This is a genomic window from Geomonas diazotrophica, from assembly GCF_019063885.1.
GTDB lineage: Bacteria > Desulfobacterota > Desulfuromonadia > Geobacterales > Geobacteraceae > Geomonas > Geomonas diazotrophica.
Genome location: NZ_CP077684.1, coordinates 3,408,851 through 3,424,266, shown reverse-complemented (window position 1 = coordinate 3,424,266; position 15,416 = coordinate 3,408,851). Strand labels below are relative to the sequence as shown.

General features: G+C 62.9%; 19 protein-coding genes. 14 read left to right on the top strand and 5 right to left on the bottom strand.

Annotation, left to right across the window (positions count from 1 at the left end; translation table 11 throughout):
• The first annotated feature begins 4 nt into the window (after window positions 1-4).
• The 3 genes from nadE to KP003_RS14830 are packed head-to-tail and all read left to right on the top strand — an operon-like array spanning window position 5 to window position 1,796.
• On the top strand, window positions 5-994 hold the full coding sequence (nadE, locus tag KP003_RS14840; RefSeq protein WP_216499589.1) for an NAD(+) synthase: 990 nt from the start codon (window positions 5-7) through the stop codon (window positions 992-994).
• Window positions 995-1,018: 24 nt separating this feature from the next.
• Window positions 1,019-1,288, top strand: a complete 270-nt coding sequence (locus KP003_RS14835) for an acyl carrier protein (RefSeq protein WP_217299833.1) — start codon at window positions 1,019-1,021, stop codon at window positions 1,286-1,288.
• 19 nt (window positions 1,289-1,307) lie between these two features.
• The gene (locus tag KP003_RS14830) at window positions 1,308-1,796 is read left to right on the top strand and encodes an acyltransferase (protein ID WP_216789034.1); all 489 of its coding nucleotides are present in this window, start codon (window positions 1,308-1,310) and stop codon (window positions 1,794-1,796) included.
• Here the strand turns inward: KP003_RS14830 and KP003_RS14825 are convergent.
• From KP003_RS14825 to KP003_RS14815, 3 genes are read right to left on the bottom strand one after another with little or no spacing between them, the layout of a single operon-like run.
• Window positions 1,793-2,593, bottom strand: coding sequence for a cytochrome c3 family protein (locus KP003_RS14825; RefSeq protein ID WP_216789033.1), 801 nt, complete (start codon window positions 2,591-2,593; stop codon window positions 1,793-1,795). The genes KP003_RS14830 and KP003_RS14825 overlap by 4 nt on opposite strands.
• Complete coding sequence (locus KP003_RS14820) at window positions 2,590-3,687, bottom strand: cytochrome b (RefSeq protein WP_216499593.1); 1,098 nt, start codon at window positions 3,685-3,687, stop codon at window positions 2,590-2,592. The genes KP003_RS14825 and KP003_RS14820 overlap by 4 nt, the downstream gene beginning before the upstream one ends.
• 22 nt (window positions 3,688-3,709) lie before the next feature.
• Entirely contained in the window at window positions 3,710-4,129 is a 420-nt protein-coding gene (locus KP003_RS14815) for a QcrA and Rieske domain-containing protein (protein WP_216789030.1), read from the bottom strand.
• Window positions 4,130-4,414: 285 nt separating this feature from the next.
• Between KP003_RS14815 and KP003_RS14810 the strand changes: the two genes are divergently transcribed.
• Together KP003_RS14810 and arsS are read left to right on the top strand one after the other, a co-directional pair.
• Window positions 4,415-4,747: an arsenosugar biosynthesis-associated peroxidase-like protein gene (locus tag KP003_RS14810; RefSeq protein ID WP_216789028.1), complete on the top strand. Its 333-nt coding sequence runs from the start codon at window positions 4,415-4,417 to the stop codon at window positions 4,745-4,747.
• A gap of 9 nt (window positions 4,748-4,756) precedes the next feature.
• On the top strand, window positions 4,757-5,713 hold the full coding sequence (arsS, locus tag KP003_RS14805; protein WP_217299832.1) for an arsenosugar biosynthesis radical SAM (seleno)protein ArsS: 957 nt from the start codon (window positions 4,757-4,759) through the stop codon (window positions 5,711-5,713).
• Between the two features lie 17 nt (window positions 5,714-5,730).
• Here the strand turns inward: arsS and KP003_RS14800 are convergent, their stop codons facing one another.
• Entirely contained in the window at window positions 5,731-6,240 is a 510-nt protein-coding gene (locus KP003_RS14800; RefSeq protein WP_216789024.1) for a hypothetical protein, read from the bottom strand.
• Complete coding sequence (locus KP003_RS14795) at window positions 6,237-7,133, bottom strand: SDR family NAD(P)-dependent oxidoreductase (protein WP_216789022.1); 897 nt, start codon at window positions 7,131-7,133, stop codon at window positions 6,237-6,239. Before KP003_RS14795 ends, KP003_RS14800 begins: the two co-directional genes overlap by 4 nt.
• A gap of 174 nt (window positions 7,134-7,307) precedes the next feature.
• Between KP003_RS14795 and KP003_RS14790 the strand changes: the two genes are divergently transcribed.
• The 9 genes from KP003_RS14790 to KP003_RS14750 all read left to right on the top strand — a co-directional run bounded on the left by KP003_RS14790 (window position 7,308) and on the right by KP003_RS14750 (window position 15,282).
• Complete coding sequence (locus tag KP003_RS14790; RefSeq protein WP_217299831.1) at window positions 7,308-7,505, top strand: ferredoxin; 198 nt, start codon at window positions 7,308-7,310, stop codon at window positions 7,503-7,505.
• 1 nt (window position 7,506) lies between these two features.
• Window positions 7,507-8,616, top strand: a complete 1,110-nt coding sequence (locus KP003_RS14785; RefSeq protein ID WP_239027548.1) for a two-component system sensor histidine kinase NtrB — start codon at window positions 7,507-7,509, stop codon at window positions 8,614-8,616.
• A 195-nt stretch (window positions 8,617-8,811) separates the two neighbouring features.
• Entirely contained in the window at window positions 8,812-9,222 is a 411-nt protein-coding gene (locus KP003_RS14780; protein WP_216789018.1) for a heavy-metal-associated domain-containing protein, read from the top strand.
• Between the two features lie 71 nt (window positions 9,223-9,293).
• Window positions 9,294-9,767, top strand: a complete 474-nt coding sequence (locus tag KP003_RS14775; protein ID WP_216499600.1) for a DUF2318 domain-containing protein — start codon at window positions 9,294-9,296, stop codon at window positions 9,765-9,767.
• Between the two features lie 291 nt (window positions 9,768-10,058).
• A complete protein-coding gene (locus KP003_RS14770) occupies window positions 10,059-10,688 on the top strand; it encodes a hypothetical protein (RefSeq protein ID WP_216499601.1) in 630 nt (209 codons plus the stop codon).
• A gap of 261 nt (window positions 10,689-10,949) precedes the next feature.
• Entirely contained in the window at window positions 10,950-12,278 is a 1,329-nt protein-coding gene (locus KP003_RS14765; protein WP_217299830.1) for a cytochrome c3 family protein, read from the top strand.
• Window positions 12,279-12,439: 161 nt separating this feature from the next.
• The gene (locus tag KP003_RS14760; protein ID WP_217299829.1) at window positions 12,440-13,015 is read left to right on the top strand and encodes a cytochrome c3 family protein; all 576 of its coding nucleotides are present in this window, start codon (window positions 12,440-12,442) and stop codon (window positions 13,013-13,015) included.
• 606 nt (window positions 13,016-13,621) lie between these two features.
• Entirely contained in the window at window positions 13,622-13,912 is a 291-nt protein-coding gene (locus KP003_RS14755; protein WP_217299828.1) for a hypothetical protein, read from the top strand.
• A 395-nt stretch (window positions 13,913-14,307) separates the two neighbouring features.
• Window positions 14,308-15,282, top strand: a complete 975-nt coding sequence (locus tag KP003_RS14750) for a cytochrome C (protein WP_217299827.1) — start codon at window positions 14,308-14,310, stop codon at window positions 15,280-15,282.
• Window positions 15,283-15,416: the final 134 nt, after the last annotated feature.

Below are 15,416 nucleotides of genomic sequence, written 5' to 3'. Positions count from 1 at the left end.
CCCTATGACAACGACAACAGGATTTTCCGCCCAGGTGCTCCGGCTCGACCCGCAACGGGAGACCGACCGGATCTGCGCCAGGATCAGGGAACTGATGCGCAACCAGGTGAAACGGGGAGGGGTGGTGGTAGCCCTCTCCGGCGGGATCGACAGCAGCGTGACCGCGGCGCTGGCCGTGCGGGCGCTCGGGAGGGGACGGGTGATCGGCCTGGAGATGCCCGAGCGGCATTCGGCACGGGAGACCCTGGCGCTGAGCGGCAAGGTCGCCGCCGCGCTCGGCATCCCGACCCGGGTGGAGGACATCTCCGGGATCCTGCAGTCGGTGGGATTCTACGAGAAGTACGACAACGCGGTGAGGATGGTGGTGCCGGAGTACGGTGACGGCTGGGCCTCCAAGATCGTCATCTCCGGGGTGGCAAACCAGCCCCGCTTCACCTCGTTCTACCTGGTCACCCAGGACGCCCAGAAGGTGCAGTCTACGGTGCGTCTCCCCCTGCAGCCCTACCTGGAGATCGTGGCGGCCACCAACTTCAAGCAGCGCATCAGAAAGATGCTGGAGTACTACCATGCAGACAGGCTCAACTACGCCGTCGCCGGCACGCCGAACCGTCTGGAGTACGACCAGGGGTTCTTCGTGAAGCTCGGTGACGGCGCCGCCGATATCAAGCCGATCGCCCACTTGTACAAGTCCCAGGTGTACCAGCTCGCGGAATTCCTGGGGATCCCCGAGGACATCCGCAGCAGAAAGCCGACCACGGACACCTATTCCCTGGCGCAGGGGCAGGACGAGTTCTACTTTTCGCTCCCCTACCAGATGATGGACCTCTGTCTCTACGCCCGCAACCACGACGTCACGGCGGAAAGCGCCGCCCCGGTCCTGGGGCTCGAACCGCAACAGGTGCGGATGGTGTACCGGGACATCGACACGAAGCGAAAGACCACGCGCTACCTGCACCTCCCGCCGCTTCTGGTGGAAGAGGTGGAGTGGGAGTGACAGCTTAGGCAAAGGAGGCGACAGATGAACCTAAAGGACGAGATCAGAAATTTCGTTGTCGAGAATTTCCTCTTCGGAGATGCCGGCGGGCTCACCGATGACAGCTCCTTCATCAGAGAGGGGATCATCGATTCGACAGGGATCCTGCAACTGGTGGCGTACCTGCAGGAGCGTTACCAGGTCGCCGTGGCGGACGATGAACTGATCCCGGAGAACCTCGACTCGGTGCAGCGGGTGGCGGCGTTCGTTGAAGGGAAGCGCAACGGGGCTTCCTGCGCCGGCAGCGAAGGGTAGGGAAGCGATGCGAGGGACGATGAGCGGCAGGATCATGCAGAGGATACTGGGGAAGCTCGCGATGATTTCCCCGGGGGGGTACTCGCTGCGTCCCTGGCTGCACAAGGTGCGCGGCGTGCGCATGGGAAAAAACGTCTGGATCAGCCAGCTGGTCTACCTGGACGACCAGCACCCGGAAAAGATCGAGATCGGCGACAACGTCACCATCGGCCTGGGCTGCACCGTCTTCGCCCACTTCTACCTCGGCGACCGCTCCCCCGAGGATGCCAGGACGGGGGTGGTGATCGGAAACGACGTCTTCATCGGCCCCAACTGCACCATACTGGAGGGGGTCACCATAGGCGAGGGGGCCGTGGTGGTCGCGGGGAGCGTCATCACCAGGAACGTCCCCCCCGGCGTCCTCTACGGCCCCCCGGCGGCGGAACCCCTGGCCCGGATCACCCAGCCGCTCACCGAAAACGGCCAGGTCCAGTACCAGAAGTTCCTCTTCGGCCTCAAAAAGCTCTAGTCGTAACTCTTCTTCATCAGGTGGAACAGGAGCGCGAGCAGGACCATGAAGCCGACCGCGATCCCTCCCGCCACCCGCCTTTTCTGATGCGACTGCTCGATCTCCTTCAAGGCCGCATCCAGTTTTCCCAGCTCCTTGTTGATGGCGGCAGACTCCCCCTTCACCCGGGCCACGTCCACGTCGTGAAAAAGCGTGTGGAAGCGGTTTCTGACCGAGAACAGCGACTTGCCCATCTTCTCGGTGTCCACGCCGCTTACCTGGAAATCCGCGATCCTGCGCGAGATGTCGTCGATGTACCCTTCGGTCTGCTGCATGGCGTCCCGGATCGCCTTGGCCCTGTCGAAGCTGTGGCAGCGGGTGCAGCTCTTCTCGTTGATGAGGGCCAGCGACGCCTTCACCACCTGGTGGTTGCCGTGGCAGGTGACGCAGGTGGGGCCGCCGGCGCCGAGGGCCCTGCCGTGCGCGCTGGAGAGGTAATCCTTGTAGACGCCGGGATGGCAGCGCCCGCAGAAGGCCGGGATATCCTTCTCCTTCGGTGCACCCAGGAAGCCGCGCTGCGGGGTCATGGCGTTGGCCGCGTCCTTGGGGTCGCCGCCGTGGCAGCCGTTGCAGGAGATGCCGTTGTCGGCGTGGATGCTGCTGCGCCAGAGCTTGACCGGCGCCCCCAGTCGGTCCGGCAGCGTGCCGTGACACTGGATGCAGACCGTCTCCGGTTGCTCCACCGGCGCGGCCAGGACCGGCTTCAGGAAGGCGAGCGAGGCGAGGAGCAGGATGGCCAGGGTGTTTTTGCGAATCATGACAGGTGCCCCCATACGCTAAGAGCGATCCAGAGCAGGATGCCCGCTATCACCAGGGTCAGGAATACCGGCCGCTTCAGCGGATGCCGCTCCGGAGAGCGGTCGATGAAAGGGAGCAGCGCCAGGAAGGTCATCGCCGCCGCCTGCACCGAGAGCCCCAAAAGCTCGCTCGGGAAGATCTTCAGGGTCTGGTAGTTGGCCAGGAAGTACCACTCCGGCTTGATGTGGGCCGGGGTCTTGAACGGGTCGGCCGGCACGAAGGCGTCCGGGGTGAAGGGCATGCCGGGCCAGAAGAAGACCACCGCAAGAAAGACGGCGAAGTAGATCGAGATCGAGGCCAGGTCCTGCAGCGCGTAATTGGGGAAGAAGGGGATCCCCCCCGGGTGACCCTGGTAGTGGTACTGTTGCGCCTCGAAGGGGGTCGCCGTACCCTCCCTGCCGAAGGGGGGCGCCGAGACGCCGGTACGCTTCAGAAGGAACAGGTGCGCCCCGATGACGGCGGCGATCACCACGGGAAGGACGGCGGCGTGCAGGGCGAAGAAGCGCCCCAGGGTCGGCGGGCCGACCAGCTTGCCGCCGCGCAGAAATTCCACCAGGTAGGGACCCACGACCGGGATGGCGCTGGCGCTGTTGGTGGCGACCGTTGTGGCCCAGAAGGAGAGCTGGCTCCAGGGGGCCAGGTAGCCGGTGAGCGAGATCCCCTGCACCAGGGCGAGCAGGGTGAAGCCGGTGACCCAGTTCAGCTCGCGCGGCGCCTTGTAGCTTCCCATGAGCAGGGTGGAGAGCATATGCAGGATCAGCACCGCCACCATCATGTTGGAACCCACCGCGTGGCACAGGCGGATCAGCCAGCCGTAGGGGACCTCGTTCATGATGAAGGTGACGCTCTTGAAGGCCTTGTCGGCGTCGGGGACGTAGTAGATCATGAGCAGCATCCCGGTGATCACCTGCAGGGCGAAGATCACCAGTAGCACGCTTCCCAATGAATACCACTCGTTGATGTTGCGCGGCAGCAGGTAGCCGGTCAGCTCCTTCTCCACGATCTCGCCGACCCCGATGCGCAGGTCGAGCCAGCGGTACAGCCTCTTTAGCATGGACGTTTGCCTCCGTGGGGGGTTAGCCGATGGTGATGTTGCCTTCGGTGACGGTGAGCGGGATCTTGGCGAGCGGGCGCGGCGGGGGGCCTCCCAGCACCGTGCCGTCGGTGGAGAACTGGCCGCCGTGGCAGGGACAGAGGAACTGCTGCTTCTCCTTCACCCACTGCACGATGCAGCCCAAGTGGGTGCAGACCGCGGAGAGGGCGACCAGTTCGCCGCTCTTCGTCTTGATCAGCACGGCCGAGGAGCCGGCGAACTCGAAAAACTTGGCGTCCCCCTCCTTGAGCTCCCCAACCGGGATCACCAGCTTGGCAGCCCCCCCCTGGCCCGACCTGGGCGCCAGGTAGCGGAAAACCGGATATCCCGCGGCAACCGCGGCGGCGGCCGTGGCCCCGGCCACGCAGACCCCGAGAAACTTCCTTCTTCCCTCGTTCTCCATGCTTCCTCCCTGCTTATGTCTGTCGATTCGGCACAAGTATAATGACAGCTTGCACCATTTCAAGCGACTTTTTCATGAAGGTGAGGTGGTGGTCCCGTTCACCGTGAGAGCGCCGGCGCCGCGGCCGGCGCGGCACGGGTTCCCGTTTCCCTGCGTCTTCTTTTACTAATGAGCGCGTCGGCGCTTTCCCCTTTACCCCCGGCGGACTTTCCGGTATGCTGGCGCCCTCGCCGGGGGGAGTGCGGATGCCGTCGTCGCCGGTGACACCTTCTAAAAGGAGAACGGATGGAAACCTACTACGATCCCAAGGACTTGGGGAGCTTTGCCGAGGTCGGCAAGGACGCGCCGGAGCTGGCCGGCAAGTTCTTCGACTATTACAACGAGGTGTTCGCCGAGGGAGAGCTGACCGAACGGGAAAAGGCGCTCATCGCACTTGCCGTAGCCCACACCGTGCAATGCCCCTACTGCATCGACGCCTACACCAGGGCCTGCCTGGAAAAGGGGTCGCACCTGGGCGAGATGACCGAGGCGTTGCACGTAGTGACCGCGATTCGCGGCGGCGCCTCCCTGGTGCACGGCGTGCAGATGCGCAAGATCGCCGAGAAGCTTTCGCTTTAGGAGGCGGGAATGGACGTGGCGACAGGGAGGCTGGGAGAGAGTTTCGGGGAGCGTCTGGCGCGCCATGACCTGTCGCTCACCCGTGAGCGGACCACGGCGCTGCAGGTGAACCTCGGGCTTGCCTGTGACCTCGCCTGCGGCCACTGCCACCTGGAGGCGGGGCCGGCACGCAGCGAGATGATGCCGCGGTCGGTCATGGCGGAGGTGATCGCCTGTGCCCGCCGCTTCAGGTTCGACAGCATAGACCTGACCGGGGGCGCGCCGGAATTGGTCCGGGACCTCCCCTACCTGGTGCGGGGGTTGGCGCCGGAGACACAGAGGCTCATCCTGCGCAGCAACCTCGTGTCGCTGGAGGGAGAGCGGGGCGAGGAACTTTTGCAGCTGTACCGCGAATTGAAGGTGGTGCTGGTTGCGTCGCTACCGGCCGGCAACCAGGCCCAGACCGAGGCCCAGCGCGGTGCGGGAGTGTGGGAGAGGAGCATCCGGGCACTGAAGAGGCTGAACACCCTGGGGTACGGCCTGCCGGGAAGCCCCCTGGAGCTCGACCTGGTCAGCAACCCCTCCGGGGCTTTCCTGCCGCCGCCGCAGCTCCAGGCCCAGGAGAAGTTCCGGCGCGACCTCGCCCGCAAACATGGCGTGAGTTTCCACAACCTCTACACCTTCGCCAATGTCCCGCTGGGGCGGTTCCGCCGCTTCCTGGAGCGCTCGGGGAACCTGGACGGTTACCTGGAGAAGCTCTCCGTGGGCTTCAACCCCTGTGCCGTGGCCGGGCTCATGTGCCGCAGCCAGCTTTCCGTGGACTGGTGCGGGCGGCTCTACGACTGCGATTTCCACCTGGCCCAGGGGATCTTCCACGGCGGCGGGGAACGTCTCATCTCTGCCCTCACCGAACTCCCCCCCCCGGGGACACCGATTCCCTCCGCCGATCACTGCTACGCCTGCACGGTCGGCTCCGGATTCACCTGAGGCGGCAGCATCGTGGCCTAGTTAGGCCGCTTACCCGCCGGCTTTGCCGGCTCCTCGCCGGGGCGGAACACCCGCCCGCGGTAGCTCCCCTTTTGCTCCCAGAAGCGGCGGAATTCCCGGTTGCGCAGCACGCGCATCTGGGCGAGCGTGTGCCTGGAGAGTTCGGGGGGGAGTTTGCCGCGCGGCACCCGGCTCCAGGGACCGCGCCAGGAGCCGGACCGGTACCAGGCCCCGTCGCTCGCCTTCAGGTACGACCCGCCAAGGTAAAAGAGGTCCCCGGCGCTCCCCACTGCCGCCCCGAACCCCAGTTCCGCGGGGAAGAGGAACAGGGGAGGGCGCCTTGCCGTCGACGGCACCGGACGGACCGGCTCTCCCCCCTGCGGCGCGGGAGCCGGTGGAGGCTGCTCCTCCAGTTGCCGGTAGTACTCATCGTAGAACGGGTAGGGGTAGTAGGTGTCGTCGGCGTCTGCGCTTGCGGCCATTGCCGGGAGCGCGAGGATCAAGGTCAGCGTGGGCAGAGTTTTCATGGCAGCCTCCCTTCCCGCGCCTGGCCGGCAAGCCCGGTGAGCTCCAGGCTCGCCCGCCAAAGGCGCTCCGCCGCGGCCAGGTCGTAAGAGGCGGGCGAGGAAGACCCCTCCCTCTCGGCGGCCCAGTAGCCGCCGCTTCTGCCTGCCACCTCGCCGGCGCAGGCGAGGTGGAGCACGGTGCGCGCCCCCCGGCGCGGCCCGACCAGCCCGCCGCTTTTCAAGGAGCCGGCGACATGGGAGAGCCAGCTCCCCAGGCCGTTGTTCATCGAGAAGCGGGTCAGCACGTTGCCGGGGGCGGCCGCGTTGGCCGTGATCCCGCTTCCCTCCAGCCGCCGGGCCAGCTCATAGGTGAACAGCAGGTTCGCCAGCTTGGACTGGGCATAGGCCCTCCTGCCGTCGTACCCCCGCTCCAGGTTCAAGTCGTCGAAATCGATCCCGGGGCAGCCGCGATGGGCGGCGGAGACCACGTTGACCACCCTGGGCCGCTCCCCCAGGCGCAGCCGTTCCAAAAGGAGCAGGGTCAACAGGAAGTACCCCAGGTGGTTGAGGGCGAAGGTCATCTCCAGCCCCTCGGGCGTGGTGAGACGCCGGGCGAATCTCCCCCCGGCGTTGTTTACCAGGAGGTCCAGGCGCGGATAGACCGCTTGGAAACGGCGGGCGACCGCGCGGACCTCCTCCTGGATGGAAAGGTCCGCCTGCCAGAACTCTACCTGGTAGTTGCCGCTTTCCCGCTTGATCGCTTCCGCGCTCTTTTCGCAGCGCACCCGGTCCCGTCCCACCCCGATCAGCGTTGCCCCCGCCCGGGCCAGGGCGAGCGCGGTGGCTCTCCCGATCCCGGAACTGGCCCCGGTCACAAGGCAGATCCTGCCGGTCATGTCTGGCCGTGCGCGCATGCCGTCCCCCTTTTGCATATTTTTAAAATAATCTAACGATTCTCCGGTGGCCGGTGCGATTGTCAAGTTTCCCATCTGCCATTTTTCGTTGGGAAGTTGGCCGGCATCTGCGCTATAGTGACCGGTGGTCCGGTATCCCGCCGGGCCAACCTCGAGGATGAAAAGGGGGAGTCGGTGGCAAGAAGACCATGGGTGGACAATGAACAATGCATCAGCTGCGGCATCTGCATCGCCAACTGTCCGCAGGTGTTCCGCTTCGATGCGCACGGCAAGTCGGAGTGTTACAACCCTGCCGGCGCCGCGGAGGATGTGATCCAGACGCAGGCCGTAGAGCTCTGCCCGGTGTCGTGCATCGGGTGGGTGGAGGAGTAGGGTGTCACCGGCCAGCCGGCCTGCCGGCCTGATCAAGGGAGGCGCCCTGTTCGCCTGCGTGGTGGCGATCAGCCTGTTGCACTACCTGACACCGCTCAGGTTGGGGATGCTGCACGACATCTTCCAGCGCCTGTACTACATCCCCATAATCCTTGCCGCCTACTGGTTCGGGTTCCGCGGGGGCATCGGCTGCGCCATCCTGGTGACTGTGGCCTACGCCCCGCACATCCTGTTCCAGTGGGGGGGGCACATCGCCATGGAGATGGAGAAGTACCTGGAGGTAATCCTCTACAACGTGGTAGGGGGGATCACCGGCTTTCTCTCGCAGCAGGAGCGTTGCCGGCGCGAGGAGCTGGAACGGACCGCCCAGGGGCTCGAGGATTCCTACCGGCAGCTCAAGACCCAGTCGGAGCTGATCATCAGGATCGAGGAACAACTGCGGCGCGCCGAGCGCCTGTCGGCCCTGGGCGAGCTCTCCGCAATACTGGCCCACGAGATTAGAAACCCGCTCGCCTCGATCCGTGGCACGGCGGAGATCCTGATGGAGGAGGCCCCCCCCGCCTCTCGGCGCGGCGAATTCCTGGAGATCCTGGTCAAGGAGTCGGACAGGCTGAACCGGGTGGTGGAGGATTTCCTGCGCATGGCGCGTCCCGAGCCGGCCGACAAGAGAGAGTGCGACGTCAACGAGGAGCTCGGCAACATGGTGACCCTGCTGTCGGCCCAGGCGCGCGGCTGCGGGGTGAGTCTCGACCTCTCCCGCGAAACCCTGCCGCGGCTGGTGGCGGACCCGGAGAAGCTGCGCCAGGCCTTCCTGAACATCATGTTGAACGCGATCCAGGCCTCCCCGGAGGGGGGGACGGTGCGGGTCTCCACTTCCTTCGACCGCAAGGGAGGCAGCATCGAGATACGTATCGCCGACCAGGGCGCGGGAATCGCACCCGATGCCATCGCCCAGATCTTCGAGCCCTTCTTCACCACCAAGGGGAGCGGCACCGGCCTGGGACTCTCGATCACCAAGAAGATCGTCGAGGGGCACGGCGGGAGCCTCGAGGTGGAGAGCGAGCCGGGGAGGGGGGCCACCTTCAGGGTGCGCCTCCCCGTCTCCGGTTGACACTGTGGAAAATCCTACTGCGCCTGCCGGATATTCCACAGGGCCGCCCGAACCGGCTCCCCGGGAGGGAAACCCGGTGCAATGATGCCGGGTAGTTACCCCGCCTCCGGTTGCCTGGCACGTTCCTTGTAATAGCGTTGTGCGTTCGGGCAGGAGGGCGCACGCTGCGCCCCGCGCCGAACCGGGGGCAACGTGATGAGAAACAAGATCCTTAACAGCGCGCTCGTCCTGGCCGTGGTGACCGTCCTGGCCGTTTTCGCCTTTTACGTGCGGGTCGGGGCGACCGCCGACCAGGTGGTGGTGCTGCGTACCTCGGGGATGACCTGCGGCGCCTGCGTCAAGAAGATCACCGAGGCCCTGCAGTCCCAAAGGGGGGTGGCGGCGGCGGAGGTGGATTTCGAGTCGGGTCTGGTGGTGGCCGGCTACGACTCGAAGCAGACCGCGCCCGAGAAACTCGCCCAGGCCGTGCAGAAGAGCGGTTTCCCTTCCCAGGTGGCCCAGGTCGTCACGCCGCAGCAGTTTCGCAGCGCGGTCGGTCGGGACATCGGCGGCAAGGCGCCCGTCGGAGGGTGCTGCGGCTCGCGCGGCTGTGGCGCCGCCCAATGAACAGTTTTCGCCACGCCCGCGTGGCGCGATTAAGCAACAGCCTGCCCGTCAGGCCCGAAAAGGAGCAACACATGGTTCAGTCGAGCAAAAAAGGATTCAAGGCCCTCCTTCTGGTCGCCATCGCCCTCGTGGCCATGGCGAGCGTTGCCTTCGCTTTCAACCTTCCCGGGATGGGGAAATACGAGAAGGTGAAGCCGGCGGCCGGCAGCGTCACCATTCCCGTCGCCAAGGTGAGCGACGGCAAGGCGCATTTCTACAAGTTCGCCGATGCCGGGAAAGAGATCAACTTCTTCATCGTCAAGGGAAGCGACGGCCAGCTTCACGTCGCCTTCGACGCCTGCGACGTCTGCTACCGCGAGAAGAAGGGGTACGAGCAGCAGGGCGACAAGATGAACTGCCTCAACTGCAACCAGAAGTTCGCCATCAACCGCATCGGCGCGGCTTCGGGCGGCGGCTGCAATCCCTCCTACCTTGCCGCCAAGGTCGACGGAGGCAAGGTGACCATCTCCGTCAACGATCTCAAGGCGGGTGCCCGCTTCTTCTAGGCGGCGCGGGCGGATAGAACCCAGGTACGTGAAACGCCGGGAACGCGCATGGCCGCGCCCCGGCGTTTTCTTGTGCCCGCTCCGCGGGCGCCGCGCCCCCGGCGGAGCCCCCCTCCACGTCAAGGGAAGGGAGAGGCCGCCGCGAGCGCTCTTGGGGGCGCGCCGAGCGGCCGGCGGCGGTTCTTTCCGTTGTGGCGCGGCCAAGCCGTCGACCCGCGCCGGTTTTGCTGGTTGACACCCGTCTTCCCGGCGGTGTATTACAGAAGAGCAGGCAGCATCAGGGGGTATCACGTGAGCAAGGACAAGGACGAGCGCAAGAGGTCGCACCTCAGGCTCGTGGTGAATAACGCGGAAAACAGGAGTTCCAGGCCTTCGGCTGCCGAGCAGGAGTTCGTTCCGCTCGAGGAGTTGATCGCGAACCGGGACCTGTTCCGTTCCGCCTTCTACCGCGGCATGGGTAGGCTGCAGACCAAGGGGTACCAGCAGTTGGAACGCTTCCTTGCCAACCGCGGCGCTCCCTACGGGATCGATCCGGTGCACGGCAAGGTGATGGTGCTCCCCGCGGGGGACGTCTCCCCCGAGGCGCTGGAGTACGGCTCGCCGCAGGACGAACTGTTGCTGAGCATCACCGAAGACGCCGGCGGTTCCGGGCTTTGCTTCTCGCTGGAGATGATCCTCCCGTATTTCAGCGAGGACGACGCGGTCATGGAGGAAGCGCTCCTCTTTGCGCCCGTCCTGCAGTACGGCGCCCTGTTCCTGGAGGAGAACCCCCACGACGGGATGCTGGACCTGATCTACCGCCTGGCCGTGCCGCTGTTCCCGCCGGTGCTCACCACCCGCCTCGCCGAGAGGATGTTCTCCATCTTCTCTTTCGAGCTCAAGGAAACCTTCCTCGCCCTCTCCGACTACCCAGAGGGGTAACCTCGCCTCCATTTCCCCGCTCTTCCCGTCAAACTCCTGCCCGCTACGTCACGGTGACGCCCCCGGGGCGAGGCGGGGAGGTCTTTAACTGTTGAAAACTTTTGCAGATCCTGATATTTGTATTTCCTGATATGTGTACGCTGGCAGTCTGTGCGGAAATTGAGGGTAACCGCATGGAAGCGCGTAGGCTTTCCGTAGGCACAGGCGCCGTTAAAGTGCCTCTTTATCCCCAACTACGATCAGGATCAGGATGCTTTCAAAATGACGATGTTGTCTTTTGCCTCAACGGCGTTAGCTGCCCTCGCCCTTTTCTGCTGCAGCCCGGCTCTTGGCGCAACCTGTACGGCGACCCAATGTCATGCTTCCCTTGCCGCGCTCCAATATGCCCACGTCCCCGTCAGGGATGGAGACTGTTCCGCCTGTCACACGTCGAAGGGGAATGAGCATCCCGTGAAGGGGGGGAAGAGCTTCGAACTGGCTGCCAAAAGTGAAGGGCTGTGCCGGGATTGCCATGACGGCATTGGTAAGAAGGCGATGGTCCACGCCCCGGTCAAGGAGGGGGAGTGCCTCGGTTGCCACGAGCCACACGGCGCGGCGCAGCGCTTTCTGCTCGAGGTGGGGGAGGACCGCACGGCGCTTTGCCTAAACTGCCACGACGCAAAGCCCTTCAAAGAGAAGTACCTGCACGGGCCGGTGGCGCTCGGTTTCTGCAACACCTGTCATGATCCTCACGACTCCGGGGAGAAGGCCCTCCTGAAGGGGAAGGTGCGTGACGTTTGCCTCAACTGCCATGCCGACTTCGGCACGCGGATGCGGCAGGCCACGGTGGTGCATCCGCCGGTGGCCAAGGATACCTGTACTGCCTGCCACGATCCGCACGGGTCGCCCTACCAGATGTTCGTCAAGAACAAGCTTCCCGATCTCTGCACCGGGTGCCACAAGAACGTCGGCAAGGTCGTCGCCTTGGCCAAGGTGCCGCACAAGCCGATGCTCCAGGAGGGGGGGTGCCCCAATTGCCACTCCTCGCACTACGGCAAGGCAAAAGGGATGCTCCTGGCGGACCAGAAGGCGCTTTGCCTTGGCTGCCACGGTACCGATACGCTGGGGACGCCCCCACTCAAGAACATCAGCCGGCAGATCGAGGGTAAGCCCTTTCTGCACGGCCCGTTGCAAAAGGGAGACTGCAGGGCTTGTCACGACCCGCACGGGTCCAACTATTTCCGACTTCTCAAGGGGAACTATCCGGAAGACCTTTACTTCTCCTATAAAGACGGGGCCTACGACGCCTGCCTGAGGTGCCACGAAAGGAACCTGCTCAGGTTCCCGGAGACCACCATCTACACCAAGTTCAGAAATGGCAACCGCAACCTGCACTATCTCCACGTGGTGGCGCGCAAGGGGCGCACCTGCCGCATCTGCCACGAGCCGCACGCAAGCGACGGGGTGAAACTGATCAACAAGGAAGGGGCGCAGTTCGGGGGGTGGAAAATCCCCCTGCATTTCGCGATCACCCCAACGGGCGGGAGCTGCGCTCCCGGCTGCCACAGGGAATTCAAGTACGACAGGGTCAAGGCTGAAGTCTACAGGTAGCCATAGCCTCCCGGCCCGGCCGGGGCAGCGGCAGGCTGCGCCGTTTCCCAAGGGGCGCCGGGCACAGCCTGTCTCAAACGGGACATCGAATCCCTTTAGAGGCCAAGATGGCACTGGGAAGTTGCAGGCGTCGTTATCGCAGGTTGAAAATCGGAGTGTCAATGGCAAGGGCTCTAGGTACCAAATTCGTAATGATCACCTGCGTCATCGGGGTGTTGCACGGGTGCGATCCCATCACGGTGCACAAGATCAGCACCACGATTCTGGATGGCGCCCCCAGTATGCCGCCGGCGGACCAGTACTGTCAGGAACTCACCAAGAAGGATGCGCCTGGGGAACACTCTGCCGTGCAGAGCACAGCAGGCGGGATCAAGAAGGATATGGTCAGCAGTCACCCTCCTTATAAGGAGGCGCGCTGTTACGACTGTCACGACGGGAGCACGGACAAGGGGCTGATAGAGCCACCGGACCGGCTCTGTTTCGTCTGCCACCCAGACATCAAGAAAAAGTACTTCGTGCACGGCCCGGTCGCTACCGGCGCGTGCCTACAGTGTCACGACCCGCACTCCTCGCGCGAGCAGGCGCTGCTCAAGGTGGAGAAGAAGAAGCTCTGTTTCGTCTGCCACAAGGAGAAGCGGATAGCCGAAGCCATGCACCAGAAGGTGGTCGACAACGGAATGGCCTGCACCGATTGCCACGATCCCCACGACGGGGATGTGAAATATTTCCTCAGGTAAGCGCGTCCCCACAGAAGACGCGTTTCCTTTTCGTACCCCTATGTCTTTGCCCCTAAACCGCTTTCAGGTCCGGTCGGGGCTGTCAATGAAGAGTTCGTGCCACGGTGTCCTGCGCTAGTCTTACCGAATCGCAGAGTTCGGCTTTCCCAGGGACGAGTGATCATTAGTACTCTTGAGGAAGTCTGTGACTCCAGGCGTTGTTTCTTGCTTAATAGATGATCCTCACCGGCCCACAGAGGACAGCTTCGTCTTCTCCCCGCAGCCCTGTTTGGCAGAAAGGGCATTCTCCGTTTTTCTCCACGTAAGTTAAGGGGACTTTGCTCGCCCTCTCCCACTGCACCGAAAGGTTTTGCCTGTCACCTCGCCAACGGTGTGCCCTATGCTGTTCTAACTCTGCGCATCCCCCTGTTCGGATTTTTTCTCAGTTAAAGTAGCGGGTTACCTTCTGACTGGTCAGTAGGTGTTCAATTGCTGATGGGTCACCACGGGAAATACGACAGGGAAAAGAACTATAAATCGGGGTCTTACGCCCGGTTGCTGCTTGGCACATCCATTGCTCATGTCATTGCAACGCCGGACTGACGAAATTCACGTTGGAGGTCGACCATGAAAATTCGGAACAGACTCTTTTTGTTGGTGTTTTTTTTTCTGGTTACAGTTCAACCAGCCTTAGCAGATTTCGACTCTGCTTTGAGCGCTTTTCGTCAGCAACGGTATGCTGAAGCTGTCGTAGAATTCAAAAAGTGCGATTCCGCCAAGGCGAACTTTTACTTAAGTCTCATGTATGGGATGGGGTGGGGGGTTACGCAAAGTAGAGAGGAGTCGGCAGCTTTCCTGCACCGTGCAAAAAAGCTGGAACTGATGGAGACCAATCAGATAGCATCGCTCCCGCGATAAATGTATGGGATCTACCTAAGGTACAATCTCTCCTCCAGTTTCGGGTGGGGCGGCAGCCCCACCTAACCCTTCCAGTAATTGGCCATATATAAAAATTCGAACCCCGCCCCAGCACAAACAAAGTTGTAACGACCGTGCCCATAGTTCTCTCGCCACTCTCGTCAATGGCTGTATCACGACAGTCCCCTCTCACTAATGTCAGAAAAATAATTTATGAAATTATAAATGTTTTTTGACAGTTTACGGCTGTTGTGATATATGAGGCCATTAGATTTTTTAGTTAAAAAGATGTTGTGAAGCCTGAGCGCCAAAGTTTTATCCACAGGGAATAACGCTCACCTTCCCTACAACCTGCTGAACTGACCAAATATAATTTTATGCAAAGGAGGGGCATCATGTCCGTCAGGCGTCTCCCCATGGAGCTTGTTCTTGGAGCTTTAGCTTTGACTGTTCTTATGGTCGCCGGTTGCGATCAGGGGACTGCCTCCCTTACCGGATCGACTGACGGTCAATCCGTCACGGTAAGCAAGGTGACCACCAGGGTGGCCACCAAGGACGAAGTTGGAACCCTGCCCTCCCACGCAAAACAACGGCTTTCGGCCCCGCCCGCGGTAGCCGTTTTCGGGATGATCTATATCGATGCGAGCACCGGGAAAGAACGCATCTTCGACGGGAAACTCTGGGTCCCGCACGACAAAACCGTGGACAGCTTCTACGCCGCACAAAACGCTGCGGCCAGCGACACCAAAACGACCGCGAAAACTGCGGCGTCCATGGTCCAGGAAGACGTTTGCACCGACGGCGACCCCGCGTGCACCCCTTCCGGCGCCCACGGTGGCCCCGGCACAACCCCTGCCGGGCATTACGCCTACGGGTGCGCGGTCTGCCACAAGGTTGGCGGGGTTGTCTCGTTTGCAAAGAACGGCCCGGCCTTCGCGTCCGGGCTTCCCGCTCCTACCTACAACACCTCGACCAGGACCTGCTCCAACGTGGCGTGTCACGTCGTGAGCGGTTCGTTCAGCTACTATAGCTACAATTGGGGGAGTGATCAGTATGATCTGGTAACAGTTACCTACGGCGGTTTGACCCCCCGTCCGACGTCATCGTGGTTCTCCACCGGAGCTGCCGGGTGCACCGCCTGCCATGATGATCCGCCCCGCAGCGGTTCCACTGGCAGCAACACCTGGCACAGCGGTTACCATGGTAACCAAGGTCCGACTGGGGAACGCAACCAGTGCCAGTTCTGCCACCCTGACGCCTCCAGTCCGGGTAACGGTATCGGCGACACGATAACCAACAAGTCCTTGCACGCAAACGGCGTCGCTGACGTTTCGGCAACGTTCACCTCCGCCTGTTTCGACTGCCATTGAAGCAGCGTGGCCCGATTTTTTAAACCGGTTTTCCGTGGATCTTTTTTCAATGGGCGAAGCATCGCCGTATGGATTTTTAGGAGAACTTGCATCGGAGTGTCGTTAGAGGGGGCAAACCCTCAACGGCGGCAACC